A 13,037-nucleotide genomic window follows, 5' to 3' on the forward strand; every position below is an offset into this window, starting at 1 on the left:
GAGGCCCTCGATGGAGGTAAAGGGTGTACACCACGCCTACGGCCGACGTGAGGTACTGCGCGGTATCGACCTACGACTGCGACCGGGAGTCCTGGCCGGGATAGTCGGGGAGAACGGTGCGGGCAAGTCGACCCTGTTGAAGATCCTTTCGGGTGAACTGGCTCCCGATCGGGGCGCGGTGATCCACCACGGAGGCTTCGGGTATTGCTCGCAGGCGGCTGTCCTCAACGACGCACTCACCGTTCGCCAGCACCTGGACTACTTCAAGGTCGCCTACGGATTGGCCGACCTGAAGCGCGCCGAAGAGGTCATGGAGGCATTGCAGTTCAGCGAGTACGCGGACGAGCGGTCCGGAGCCCTCAGCGGCGGGACCCGGCAGAAGCTGAACCTCACCCTCGCTCTCATGTACGACCCCCACACCTTGCTGCTGGACGAGCCCTACCAGGGTTTCGACTGGGAGACCTACCAGCGTTTCTGGGACCTGGCGACGTCGCTGCGCGGCGACGGCCGATCGGTGCTCGTGGTCTCCCACCTCGCCTACGACGCGACACGTCTCGACGTGCTGTGGCGCATGGAAGGCGGCGTTCTGCACGAGCAGACCCCGGAGCGTGCGGCATGAAGCCGCGCCGGCCCGGCCGCCGCCACCGCACGTACCTCACGACCGCGACCCGCTACGCGCTGACCGAGCACCTGCGCAACCGCTTCGCCATGGTGCTCATGGCCCTGTTCATCCCGGTGTGGACCGCGCTGGCATTCTGGTCCGTTCCCGACACCCGCACCCGCTTCCGGCTGCGCGCCACCGGAAACCTGCTCACCCCCCACGGCAACCAGCTGACCGAGATCACCGGCGCCCTCAACGCCGTCACCCTGATCATCGGCTTCATGATGTTCGCGGCCTCGTTCGCAGGCGGCCGCTTCGATCGTCGACTCGCCCTCGCCGGCTACCCCCGCACCCATCTCGTCCTCGCCAAGCTCACCTCCCTCATGCTGGCCTCCGCAGCCGTGGCCGCCTACACGACAGCGCTCACCTGCGCCTTCTGGGAACCCGAGCAACCAGCCCTGCTCGCCGCGGCCCTCTTTCTCGCCGGGATCACTTACGGCGCCCTGGGCGTCGCCTTCGGCTCATTGCTACGACGCGAAGTGGAGGGCATGTTCGCCGTCGTGATGACCAGCGTCATCGACCTCGCCCTCCAAAACCCCCTCTACAGCTCCAGCTCAAACGGCGGCATCGTGCGCTATCTGCCGTCCTACGGCGCGATGCAGGCCGCCACGGGTGCGGGGTTCTCCACCACGCCCCTGCCGAAATACCTGGCCATCCAGGCCGGATGGTTCGCCGTCGCCGCCCTCGTCGGCCTTCTCGCCTTCCACATCCGAACCCGGAACAGCCTCGGCAGGCCACGACCGCACGTCATCGCGCCGTCCACCGCTGACGCCACCCGGCAGGCCGAGGCCCGCCCGAGCGGGACGTAGGCAATCGCGGGGCGTCCACGACCACCTGCCGATGTGGGCCGTCAGGGTGTGGCCAGTTCGAATCGGGAGACCAGGACCGCGCCGCCGAGCGCCTGGGTGGCGTAATTGAAGATGGCGTACCGGTAGCCCATGAAGAACCGCCAGTCGTTGCCCATCGTGAACGGCGGACCGAGGCGGATGAAGTGGGTGCCGTCGGTGCTGTAGGAGAAGATTCCGGGGCGCGCCGCGCCGGGGCGGATGTCGGCGTTGGCGCGCAGCCATACGCGGCCCCCGGGGATGCTGGCGCCCGCGGCTTCGGCGCCGGTGCCGGCCTCGGGCTGCGGCATCACCGCTGAACACAGAGGTCGCCGACGATCTGCGGGATGCGGACGCGCCTGCGGGGTGGCGGTGTACCCGTCGGGCGGGACGTGGCGGAGCAGGGGTGCCCCGCCGAGGTTGGGGTGGGTGCGGGGTAGTCGAGGGCGGCGTCGAGCCGGGGTGCCGACCAGGACAGGGCAAGTGCGAGCTGGCTGGCGGTGAGCGGGCTGTCGGCCTGCGCGAGCGCGGTCATGACGGTGAGGGCGTCGTCGACGGCGCCGGGCGGGCGGCGGTCGACGACTTCGCGCTGTCGGGGGAGTTTTTCGAGGTCGAACTGGTGATCGTGGACGCCGAGGAGGTCAGCGGGCTGCCAGGCGGTCATGCCTGCGGCGAGCAGGCGTCGCTTTCTGGAGGTCGCGGCCGATGGTCGGGCGACCGGGGCGGCAGCTTTCTTCCGGGCCGCGGGCCGTGGGCGGCCGCAGGCCCGTGGCGACACCTGTTCCGGCTGCACGCCGAGCGCGCCGTCCTTCTCGTGATGATGGAAAAAAGATGCCCTCCATGACGGCCAAATGATTGATTCGAGGGCTTCAGTAACTCCAGACGCCGACCTAGCGTTGCGAGCACGTAAACGGCCAGGCCGTCGGCCGTGCGACACGCCCTGACGTGTCCGGGACGGCCTTGCTCTGACGGCTTCCCGAAGGGAGAGTGCGATGGCGCCCGTGGAGTTGCTGATCGGTAGTCGACGGCAGGCGGCCAGGGGGACGGCGGGGACCCGGGAGGTGAAGTCGCCGTTCGACGGCTCGACGGTGGGCACGGTGGCGCTCGCCGGTCCCGAGGACGTCGAGGCGGCCCTTGCGGTGGCGGAGCGGGGCGCGTCGGTTTGGCGCCGTACGCCTGCCCATGAGCGGATGCGCATCCTGCTGCGTGCGGCGGAGCTCGCCGACGAGCGGGCCCCGAAGACGGCGCGGACCATCAGCGCGGAGTCCGGCAAGACGATCACCGAGGCCACCGGCGAGGCGTCCCGCTCCGGCGACCTGATCCGGCTGGCGGCCTTCGAGGGAACCCAGCTCTACGGCGAGACCCTCCCGCTGGACGCCAATCGCGGCACCGGACAGGACAAGGTCGGCTTCACTCTGCGCCAGCCCTGCGGCGTCGTCGTGGCCATCACGCCGTTCAACTACCCGGCCCTGCTGGTCCTGCACAAGCTCGCCCCTGCCCTGGCCGCCGGCAACGCGGTCATCCTCAAGCCCGCCAGCGGCACGCCGCTGACCGCCCTCGAGCTCGCCGAGTGCTTCGTGGACGCGGGCCTGCCGGAGGGCGTGCTGTCGGTGCTCGTCGGCTCCGGCTCGGTGCTGGGCGACGCCCTTGTCACCGACCCGCGCGTCCGGAAGATCTCCTTCACCGGCTCCACGGCCACCGGCGAGCACATCTCCCGCGTCGCCGGTGTGAAGAAGCTGTCCCTCGAACTCGGCGCCTCCTGCCCGGTCGTCGTCCTCCCCGACGCCGACATCGAGGCCGCGGCGAGCGCCGTCGCCGCCGGGGGCTATGTCAACGCCGGACAGGTGTGCATCTCCGTCCAGCGGGTGATCACGCACCCGGCCGTGACGGGAGACTTCCTGGACGCCCTCGTCCCCAAAGTCGAGGCCATCCGCACCGGCGACCCCTCGTCCCCGGACACGACCATGGGCGCGCTCATCACCGCCACCGAGGCGGAGCGCGTCGAGCGGGCCATCGTCCGGGCCGGCGAGGACGGCGCCCGCGTCCTGACCGGCGGTGAGCGTGACGGAGCCGTGGTGCGGCCCGCCGTTGTCGCCGACGTCGACCCCCAATCGCCGTTCAGTCAGCAGGAGTTGTTCGGCCCCGCCGTCGCCGTGAGCCCGGCCGCGGACTGGGAGTCCGCCATCGCTCAGGCCAACGGCACCGCCTATGGCCTCGGCGCCGGCATCTTCACCTCCGACGTCGCCGGAGCGGTCCGCGCCATCCGGGAGATCGACGCCGGTTCCGTCCACATCAACTGGACGCCCCTGTGGCGCGCCGACCTGATGCCGTACGGCGGCCTCAAGGGCAGCGGCTACGGCAAGGAAGGCCCTCGTGCCGCGGTCAGCGAGATGACCGAGGCCAAGACCATCGTTCTGCACGGCCGTCCCTGGTGACCCGGGCGCCCGCTCGTACAACCCGATCAGGAGCCGACTCATGACCGACCGGACGCAACAGCGCACGGTGCGCCTCACCGTCGCCCAGGCTGTCGTCACCTACCTCTCCCGGCAGTACTCCGTGGCCGACGGTCACCGGCGGCGCCTCATCCCGGCCGCGCTGGGCATCTTCGGCCACGGCAACGTGGCCGGGCTCGGGCAGGCTCTCGACCAGCTCAGTGACCAACTCCCCTTTGTACAGGGGAGGAACGAGCAGGCACTCGTCCACATCGCGACCGCCTACGGCAAGGCGAGTAAGCGGCACTCTGCTCTCGCCGTGACCGCCTCCATAGGCCCGGGCGCCCTGAACATGGTGACCGGCGCCGGCCTGGCCACCGTCAACCGGCTGCCCGTCCTGCTGCTGCCGGGCGACACCTACGCGACCCGCCACCAGGGGCCCGTCCTCCAGCAGTTGCAGCACCCCGTCGAGGCCGACGCCTCGGTGAACGACGCCTTCCGCCCCATCTCCCGCTTCTTCGACCGCATCACCCGGCCCGAGCAGCTGCTCACCGCGCTGCCCGCGGCGATGCGCGCGCTCACCGATGTCGACACCGGTGGCGTCGTCGTCTCCCTCCCGCAGGACATTCAGTCCCACGCCTACGACTACCCGGTGGAGTTCTTCGCCGAGTGCGACTGGCAGATCCGCCGTCCGGCGCCGGACGCCGACGAGGTCGCGGCGGTGGCACGGATGCTCGCCGAGGCGGAGAAGCCGCTGATCATCGCCGGTGGTGGCGTCGTGCACTCCGGTGCCACCGAGGAACTGGAGGCACTCGCCGATGCGGCGGGCGTCCCCATCGCGGAGACGTTCGCAGGCAAGGGCGCCGTTCAGCGCCGCGCGTGGTGGCAGCTCGGGGGCATCGGCCTGGAGGGCACTCCGGCGGTCAATGCCCTGGCCCGGGACGCCGACTTCGTGCTCACCGTGGGCTCGCGCCTGACGGACTTCGCCACCGCCTCGCACTCCATGTTCCAGAATCCGCGAGTGCGCTTCGCGAGCATCAACGTCAACGTGCACGACGCGGGCCGCCTGGGTGCGACCGGCATCGTGGCCGACGCGAAGAGGGCCCTGGCCGCGCTGACCGACGCCGTAGATGCGAACGGCACCACCACTCCGGCAGCCTGGCAGGAGAAGGTGCGTGGCCTGGACGAGCAGTGGCGGAAGCAGCGTGCCGCCGCGCTCGACCCGGACACCCCCTTCGACTTCGCGTCACTGCCGGATGACTCCGATGTCGTGAGCGACACCGACGCGGTCCTCACCCAGGGCCAGTTGATCGGGCTTCTCCAGGAGCACGCACAGGGCGGCGACACGATAATCGCTGCCGCCGGCGGGCCGCCCGGCGATCTGCTGAAGGTGTGGGACGCCACCGAAGGCCGCTTCGCCCACCTGGAATTCGGCTTCTCCTGCATGGGCTACGAACTTCCCGCCGCCATCGGCGTCCGCTTCGCCGAGCCCGATCCGTCGAAGCGGGTGCTGTCCCTGCTGGGCGACGGCACGTTCCTCATGGCGCCGACCGAACTGGTCACGGCCGCCCAGGAGAAGCTCCCGCTCACCATCGTGATCCCGGAAAACCACGGATACCAGGTCATCCACCGCCTCCAAATGATCCGCAGCGGACAGGAGTTCGGCAACGAATTCCGCTACCGCGACGGCAGCCTCGATATCGGCACGGGCAAGCCCGCACGCCTGGAGGGCGACTACCTCCAAATCGACCTCGTCCGGATCGCGGCGGGCCTCGGCGCCCACGCCCTCCGCGCCACCACCGCCGACGACGTACGCGCCGCCCTGGCCGGCACCCGCGACCACGACGGCCCCGTCGTCCTCGTCGTCCCCGTGATCCCGCACGCCGACCTGCCCGGCGCCGGAGCCTGGTGGGACGTGGCCCCGGCCGAGGTCTCCGAGCAGGAAGCGGTCGCCCAGCTGCGCCGCGAGTACGAAGAGGGCCTGGCCTCCCAGAGGTGGTACGGATGAACCCCTCACGCCCGGGCCCCTCACGCCCGGACCGTTCCCCCCTGGACCGTGGCCACCTGCGCGCCCGGCTCGCCGCCGGAGAGACCACGCTGGGTACGTTCGTCGGCACCGCCTCCCCGGTCACGGCCGAGGTGTGCGCCGCGACTGGCCCCGACTGGCTGCTGCTCGACCTCGAACACGGCGCCGGGGGAGAGGAACAGGTCCGTACGACCGTCCCCACCGCGGCGGCCTACGGTGTGCCGACCGTCGTACGCGTCGAGTCCGCGGCCCGTATCCGCATCGGCCGCGTCCTCGACCTCGGCGTTGCCGGGATCATGCTGCCGCGCCTCGACACGGCGGCCGAAGTCCAGGAAGCGTTGCGGCACTTGAGGTACCCGCCCGCGGGGGATCGGGGCGTGGCCACCTATAACCGCGCCTGCCGCTTCGGGCTCGACCCCGCGGCCCTGGACCGGGAGGGCGAGATCCTCGGCGTGGTCCAGATCGAATCGGCGAGCGCGTTGGCGGAGGTCGAGGCCATCGCGGCGCTGGACGGCGTCGACGTACTGTTCGTCGGCCCCCGCGACCTCAGCCACGACCTCGGCGTGCCCGGCATGTTCGCCGAGCCCGTCTACCAGGAAGCGCTGGAGCGAGTCCGCAAGGCCGCCGCCGACCACGGCAAGGCGTGCGGCCTCCTCGTCCCCGATGGTGCGGCCGCGGCCGCCAAACGGGCCCAGGGCTGGACGTTCATCGCCATCGGCTCCGATTCCACTCTGCTCGCCGCAGCCCTGTCCACCGCGCTCGGAGAGGCCCGGGCCCAGCACCACCAGGAGACATGATGCCCACCACCACCCCGGGCGCCGCACGCGAGATCGGCGTCGGACTGATCAGCGTCGGCTGGATGGGCAAGCTGCACAGCCGCGCCTACCAGGCACTGCCCTCCGTCTACCCCGAACTCGGCATCAAGCCCCGCCTCGTCCACGCCGCCGACACGGCCGAGGACCGCGCGGCCTACGCCCGTGACACCCTCGGCTACGAGAAAGCCACGACTGACTACCGCGCCGTCCTCGACGACCCGGACGTCGACGTGGTCTCGATCTGCGCACCCAACGTCCTCCACCACGCGATCGGTATCGCCGCCGCCAAGGCCGGCAAGCCGTTCTGGATCGAGAAGCCCGTCGGGCGCAGCGCCGAGGAGACCGGCGAAGTCGCAGCCGCGGCCCGCGCCGCCGGGGTGGCAACCTCCATCGGCTACAACTACCGGCACGCCCCGGCCGTCGAGCGGGCCCGGCAGCTGATCGCCGGGGGGCGGCTGGGCCGTATCACCAACGTGCGCGCCACCTTCTTCTCCGGTTACGCCGCCGAACCCAAGGGTGCCCTGTCCTGGCGCTTCAAGCGGGACCTGGCCGGGCACGGCGCGCTCGGCGACCTCATGAGCCACGTCGTGGACCTGGTCAGCTATGTGGTGGCCCCGATCCACGAGGTCTCCGCGCTCACCAGCACCGTCTATACCGAGCGCCCGATCCTGCCCATGGGCTCGGGCACGCACTTCGCGGTGATCGAGGACGGTGAGATGGCCACCGTGGAGAACGACGACTACAGCGCCGCCCTGGTGCGCTTCGGCGGCGGGGCCGTCGGCACCCTGGAGGCGTCCCGCGTCATCGTCGGCCCCCAGTGCGGCATCGGCTTCGAGATCTACGGCACCGACGGCTCGGTCGCCTGGAACTTCGAGCGGATGAACGAGCTGCGCGTCGCCCTCGACCGCGGCGGCCCTCACCAGGGCTACACCACGGTGCTCGGCAACGGCCACATGGGCGACTACGCCAACTTCCAGCCCGGCCCCGGCAACAGTATGGGCTACGACGACCTGAAGGTGATCGAGGCCAAGAAGTTCCTGGCCGCCGTGGCCGGCATCGAGCACCACAACTCGACCATCGAGGACGCGCACGCCGTCGCCGAGGTGATCGCGGCGGCAGCGGCCTCCGCGGAGAGCGGCTCGTGGCAGCGGGTGTCCGAGGTGCCGGGCGCGAACTTCGGTCATCCGAAACGGAAGTGATCGCGATGTCCGAGCACCTCGTCGTGGCCCTCGGCCCCGTCGACGCCGACACGGTGTGCCCCGTCCTCGGCGAGCACGCCACCCTCGTCACCGACCCCACGCCCGAGGACCTCACGGTCGCCGAGGGCGCCATCGTCCGCGCCGACCGCCGGGTCGACGAGGACTTCCTTCGGCAGGCGCCACGGCTGCGGGTCATCGCCCGCACCGGTGTCGGCGTCGACCTGGTCGACGTCGCTGCGGCCTCCGCCCGCGGCATCCCCGTCGTCATCACCCCCCACAGCGGCACCCGAGCCGTGGCCGAGGGCGTCTTCGCCATGGCCCTGCACCTGGTCAAGAGGCTGAAACCACTGACCGAACTGGTACGGGACGGCCGCTGGGCCGAGCGGTCGGCCGTGCCGGTCGGCGATCTGGACGGTGCCACCCTGGGGATCGTCGGCTACGGCCGCATCGGCCGGCGCGTGGGCGAACTCGCCGCCGCGTTCGGGATGCGTACCCTCGCGTACGACCCGTTCAGTCCTCCTCCGCCCGAGTTCGCCAGCGCCGACCTCGACGAACTCGTCGAGTCCAGCGACGTGGTCACCCTGCACGCCCCGCTCACCGAAGGCACCCGGCACCTCGTGGATGAGCGACTGCTGGCCCGTGTCAGGCCGGGAGCCATCCTCATCAACTGCGGCCGGGGCGGCCTGCTCGATCCGGACGCCACCCTGGCCGCCATGGAGTCGGGCCGGCTGTCGGGCGTCGGACTGGACGTGTTCGACCCCGAGCCGGCCCTTCACCACCCGCTGTTCGACCACCCCGACGTCGTGCTCACCCCGCACCTGATGGGCATGACCCGCCGGGCGATGACGCTGACGTTCCGCGACGCCGCCCGCGGTGTCGCGGACGTTCTCGCGGGCCGGGAGCCGCCCGCGGTCGCCAACCCCGACTGGAAGAACTACCGAAAGGCCACGGCATGACCACCCCATCCCTGAACAGGATCGCCGGCGCGCCCATCTCCTGGGGCGTGTGCGAAGTACCCGGCTGGGGCTATCAGCTGACGCCCGACCAGGTACTGAAGGAAATGCGCGAGGTCGGCTTGGCCGCCACCGAGATCGGCCCCGAGGGCTTCCTGCCCGGTGAGCCCGATGCCATGGCCCAGGCCCTTGCCCACCACGACCTGCACGCGGTCGGTGGCTTCACCCCGCTGCTGCTGCACGTACCCGGACACGACCCTCTGCCCGCGGTGGAACAGCTCCTGGAGAGCTACGCGGCCTCGAACGCGGACGTACTGGTGCTCTCGGCCATCACGGGGCAGGACGGCTACGACTCCCGCCCCGAACTCGACGCGGACGGCTGGCAGCGGCTGCTGTCCAACCTCGACCGCCTGACGGCCCTGGCCGCCGAACGCGGCGTACACGCCGTCCTGCACCCGCATGTCGGCACGATGATCGAGAACGGCGACGAGGTCCAGCGCGTCCTGGAGCACTCGGCGATCTCCCTCTGCCTCGACACCGGCCACCTGCTCATCGGCGGCACCGACCCCGCCGAGCTGACCCGCCAGGCACCCGAGCGGATCGCCCACACCCACATGAAGGACGTGGACGCCTCCCTCGCCGCCAAGGTCCAGTCCGGTCGCCTCACCTACACCGAGGCCGTCCGCGAGGGCATGTACCGCCCGCTCGGCGCGGGCGACGTCGACGTCCAGGCCATCATCACGCACCTCGCCGCCCGCGGATACGACGGTTGGTACGTCCTGGAACAGGACACCATCCTCACCGAGGAACCCAAGGAAAAGGGGCCGGTCGACGATGTGTGGGCCAGCGCCGAGCATCTGCGCTCGATGCTGCGCGGAGTTTCCTGACCGCATACCAGTCTGATGTTCTTTTGATGGCTTCCCGGGGATTGACCAGTGTGTGCGGGGCGCCCAAGAATTGCGACGCAACTTCGTATTCATTCTTGGCATTGCCATGGCTGGCGCGCCGGTCTTTTCCGGACATGAGAAATGCAGGAAGTGGAAATGACTGCTGAGCACCTGCTGGCCACATGCTGGACCACCGCGGGCGACGCCGCTCCCGACAGGAATGACCAGCGCAGTCCGCTGAGCCTTCGGGAACGGGCGGAGGCGGCGAGTGCCGCCGGGTACAAGGGCTTCGGGCTGGTGCACGCGGACCTGCTGGCGGCCGAGCGCGAATACGGTCTTGCGGGCATCCGGTCGATATTCTCGGACAACGGCCTCGCCCATATCGAACTGGAAGCCTTCGCCGACTGGTGGACCGACGGGCCCCGGCGGGCCGCGTCGGACGCCGTCCGCCGGGACCTCCTCGAGGCCGCCGAGGCGCTCGGAGCACACCACATCAAGATCCATGGCGATGTCGAGGACGGACCGCTGCACCTCGACGTCTGGGCCGAGGAGTTCGCCGCGCTGGCGGCCCAGGCGGACGCCGTGGGTGCCCGGGTCGGGATCGAGTTCCTGCCCTGGTCCAATATCAAAACCGTGCACGACGGACTCCGGCTCGTCGAGGCCGCCGGCCACCCGGCGGGCGGCGTCATCATCGACGTCTGGCACACCGAGCGCGCCCACACACCATCGGCCGAGCTGGCGGACGTACCAGGCTCGCGCATCGTGGGCGTGGAGCTCAATGACGCCGACAGCCAGGTCGTGGGCAGCCTTTTCGAGGACACCGTCCGACGCCGCCGCCTGTGCGGGGAGGGTTCCTTCGACCTGCCGGGGATCATCGCGGCGCTCCGTACGGCCGGTTGGTCCGGCCCCTGGGGGGTGGAGATCCTCTCGGACACACACCGTGCGCTGCCGGTGAGGGAGGCTGCCGAAGCGGCGTACCGGACCGCCGCGGCGCTCCTGTGAAGTAAGAGCCGCAGGGGTGGTGAGGACGAGATCACGGTCGTCCCCACCACCCCTGCTTTCACGCGCGCACCGCGCGTCGGGTGCACTCCAGCCCCTTACGTCCGTGCCAGCAGCTGGAACTCGAACACATACCGCGTGGCGTGGTACAGATGCGTGCCGTACTCCACCGCCGCCCCGCCGGCGTCGTACGCCGTGCGCCGCATGGTGAGCATCGGCGCACCCGCGGGTTCTCCGAGGTATCCGCCCTCCTCGGCAGTGGCCGTATGGACTCCGACCGTCTGATGCGCGCTGTGCAGACCGATGCCGGCCGCGCGCAGGAGCCGGTACAGGCCTGTGGTTTCCAGCCGTTTGGTATCCAGGTCGAGCGACAGATCGGTGGGAAGGTAGTTGCGCAGGACGGCCACGGCGAGTCCGTTCGCGCACCGGATACGCTCCAGCCGGGCCACACTGTCGCCCTGGCTGATGCCCAGAGCCGTGGCCACCTCGGCAAGCGCGGGGACGACATCGTTGCGTACCACCCGCGTGCTCGGTACCTGCCCGGCCTCCACCAGATCGTCGTAGAGGCTGGTGAGCTCCAGCGGGCGCTTGACCGTGTTGTGGACGACCTGGGTGCCGATGCCCCTGCGCCGTACCACCAGCCCCTTCTCGACCAGGGCGCTGACGCCTTGCCGGACGGTCGGCCGTGACAGACCGAGCCGTTCGGCGACCTCCACTTCGTTATCGAGCAGGTCGCCCGGCAGGAGCAGACCGCGGACGATGGCCTGCTCCAACTGCTGGGCCAACTGGTAGTACAGCGGTACCGGGCTCGTACGGTCGACGGCGATGCCCAGCCCAGCCGTACTGCCCACGGCTTTCCGGCGCCCGGGGCGGAGGCTCTTCATCGGGTGCGGGTTTCCTTTCGGGCAGCCGGACTTAAGGCACGGACAACGACCCCGCTCAATCCGTGGTTATCGCATCCCGTAGCTCTTAGGAAAATGAAGGGATGACGAGTCGATACACCTGACCATTTCAGGTGTAGAGGTCACGCGTAGCCAGCGTCAAGCAATTGTTCTGACATATTGCGCTGATGGACAAATGATGTCTTTACAAACGTTGACCTCGAGGTGGCGTGAGGGTTCTATCTCGTCATACGAAACAACCGTGTTAACGGCATGTGATCCGGAGCGTTCGCTCGATCAGCCGCCTCTCCCCTCCCCTGCCGCACAGTGAGGTGCCGGAAAGATGAACCGTTTGTCTCGCCCCCGATCCCGAAGAATCACCCCCGTCGTTGCCGCGGTGGCGGCCGCCCTGCTGGTCGCCGGATGCTCCAGCAGTTCCGGCGGCAAGAAGGCCGACGAGGCCGGGAACAACATCTCGGCCGGGAAGGCCACCACACCCCGCATGACGGTCGCGATGATCACGCACGCCGCGCCCGGTGACACCTTCTGGGACACGATCCGCAAGGGTGCCCAGGCCGCCGCCGCCAAGGACAACGTCAAGCTCATCTACTCCAGCGACCCCAACGGCCCCAACCAGGCCAACCTGATCCAGAACGCGATCGACCAGAAGGTCGACGGCATCGCGGTCACTCTGGCCAAGCCGGGCGCCCTGAAGGGAGCGGTCGCCAAGGCCGAACAGGCCGGTATCCCCGTGGTGGGCTTCAACAGCGGCGTCGACGACTGGAAGAAGCAGGGTCTGCTCGAGTACTTCGGCCAGGACGAGACCATCGCCGGCGAGGCCTACGGCCGCAGGCTCAACAAGGTCGGTGCCAAGCACACGGTCTGCGTGATCATGGAGCAGGGGCAGGTCGCTCTGGAGGCCCGCTGCGCCGGGGTGAAGAAGACCTTCTCCGGCAAGACCGACATTCTCTATGTCAACGGCACCGACATGCCGTCCGTGAAGTCGACGATCACCGCCAAGCTCAAGACGGACAGCTCCATCGACTACGTGACCACCCTCGGGGCCCCGTTCGCGATGACCGCCATCCAGTCCATCGCCGACGCCGGAAGCAAGGCCAAGCTCGCCACGTTCGACCTCAACAAGGACGCGGTCGGCGCCATCAAGTCCGGCAAGATCCAGTGGGCCATCGACCAGCAGCCGTTCCTGCAGGGCTACCTGTCGGTCGACGCCCTGTGGCTGTACAAGACGAACGGCAACTTCAGCGGCGGCAGCAGCGCGCCGGTGCTGACCGGGCCGGCCTTCGTCGACGAGTCCAACGTCGAGAAGGTCGCCCAGTTCGCCGCGAAGGGAACCCGGTGA

General features: G+C 69.8%; 12 protein-coding genes and 1 pseudogene. 10 read left to right on the plus strand and 3 right to left on the minus strand.

Annotated features, from left to right (window positions below):
- The first annotated feature begins 10 nt into the window (after window positions 1–10).
- Together ABZ370_RS15040 and ABZ370_RS15045 are read left to right on the plus strand one after the other, a co-directional pair.
- The gene (locus ABZ370_RS15040; RefSeq protein WP_358620289.1) at window positions 11–619 is read left to right on the plus strand and encodes an ABC transporter ATP-binding protein; all 609 of its coding nucleotides are present in this window, start codon (window positions 11–13) and stop codon (window positions 617–619) included.
- The gene (locus ABZ370_RS15045) at window positions 616–1,470 is read left to right on the plus strand and encodes an ABC transporter permease (RefSeq protein WP_358620291.1); all 855 of its coding nucleotides are present in this window, start codon (window positions 616–618) and stop codon (window positions 1,468–1,470) included. The genes ABZ370_RS15040 and ABZ370_RS15045 overlap by 4 nt, the downstream gene beginning before the upstream one ends.
- Window positions 1,471–1,511: 41 nt before the next feature.
- Here ABZ370_RS15045 and ABZ370_RS15050 read toward each other — a convergent pair.
- Window positions 1,512–1,778: pseudogene (locus tag ABZ370_RS15050) on the minus strand (xylosidase); the annotation flags it as partial.
- A gap of 17 nt (window positions 1,779–1,795) precedes the next feature.
- Complete coding sequence (locus ABZ370_RS15055; protein WP_358620293.1) at window positions 1,796–2,149, minus strand: hypothetical protein; 354 nt, start codon at window positions 2,147–2,149, stop codon at window positions 1,796–1,798.
- A gap of 328 nt (window positions 2,150–2,477) precedes the next feature.
- Between ABZ370_RS15055 and ABZ370_RS15060 the strand changes: the two genes are divergently transcribed.
- The 7 genes from ABZ370_RS15060 (at window position 2,478) to ABZ370_RS15090 (ending at window position 10,799) form a co-directional block, all read left to right on the plus strand.
- Window positions 2,478–3,920: an aldehyde dehydrogenase family protein gene (locus tag ABZ370_RS15060; protein ID WP_358620295.1), complete on the plus strand. Its 1,443-nt coding sequence runs from the start codon at window positions 2,478–2,480 to the stop codon at window positions 3,918–3,920.
- Between the two features lie 40 nt (window positions 3,921–3,960).
- Window positions 3,961–5,925 carry a 3D-(3,5/4)-trihydroxycyclohexane-1,2-dione acylhydrolase (decyclizing) gene (gene iolD, locus ABZ370_RS15065; protein ID WP_358620297.1) on the plus strand — a complete coding sequence of 655 codons (1,965 nt, stop codon included), beginning with the start codon at window positions 3,961–3,963 and terminating at the stop codon, window positions 5,923–5,925.
- Window positions 5,922–6,740 (plus strand): aldolase/citrate lyase family protein, encoded by an 819-nt coding sequence (locus tag ABZ370_RS15070; protein WP_358620299.1) that lies wholly within the window; start codon window positions 5,922–5,924, stop codon window positions 6,738–6,740. The genes iolD and ABZ370_RS15070 overlap by 4 nt, the downstream gene beginning before the upstream one ends.
- On the plus strand, window positions 6,740–7,957 hold the full coding sequence (locus ABZ370_RS15075) for a Gfo/Idh/MocA family oxidoreductase (protein ID WP_358620301.1): 1,218 nt from the start codon (window positions 6,740–6,742) through the stop codon (window positions 7,955–7,957). Before ABZ370_RS15070 ends, ABZ370_RS15075 begins: the two co-directional genes overlap by 1 nt.
- A gap of 5 nt (window positions 7,958–7,962) precedes the next feature.
- Window positions 7,963–8,913 (plus strand): NAD(P)-dependent oxidoreductase, encoded by a 951-nt coding sequence (locus ABZ370_RS15080; protein ID WP_358620303.1) that lies wholly within the window; start codon window positions 7,963–7,965, stop codon window positions 8,911–8,913.
- Complete coding sequence (locus ABZ370_RS15085; RefSeq protein ID WP_358620305.1) at window positions 8,910–9,797, plus strand: sugar phosphate isomerase/epimerase; 888 nt, start codon at window positions 8,910–8,912, stop codon at window positions 9,795–9,797. Before ABZ370_RS15080 ends, ABZ370_RS15085 begins: the two co-directional genes overlap by 4 nt.
- A gap of 156 nt (window positions 9,798–9,953) precedes the next feature.
- Entirely contained in the window at window positions 9,954–10,799 is an 846-nt protein-coding gene (locus ABZ370_RS15090) for a sugar phosphate isomerase/epimerase (protein ID WP_358620307.1), read from the plus strand.
- A gap of 95 nt (window positions 10,800–10,894) precedes the next feature.
- On the opposite strand, the gene ABZ370_RS15095 is transcribed toward ABZ370_RS15090, so the two are convergent.
- The gene (locus ABZ370_RS15095) at window positions 10,895–11,680 is read right to left on the minus strand and encodes a GntR family transcriptional regulator (RefSeq protein ID WP_358620309.1); all 786 of its coding nucleotides are present in this window, start codon (window positions 11,678–11,680) and stop codon (window positions 10,895–10,897) included.
- 340 nt (window positions 11,681–12,020) lie between these two features.
- Between ABZ370_RS15095 and ABZ370_RS15100 the strand changes: the two genes are divergently transcribed.
- A complete protein-coding gene (locus tag ABZ370_RS15100; RefSeq protein WP_358620311.1) occupies window positions 12,021–13,037 on the plus strand; it encodes a sugar ABC transporter substrate-binding protein in 1,017 nt (338 codons plus the stop codon).

The sequence above is a fragment of the Streptomyces sp. NPDC005962 genome, from assembly GCF_040629205.1.
GTDB lineage: Bacteria > Actinomycetota > Actinomycetes > Streptomycetales > Streptomycetaceae > Streptomyces.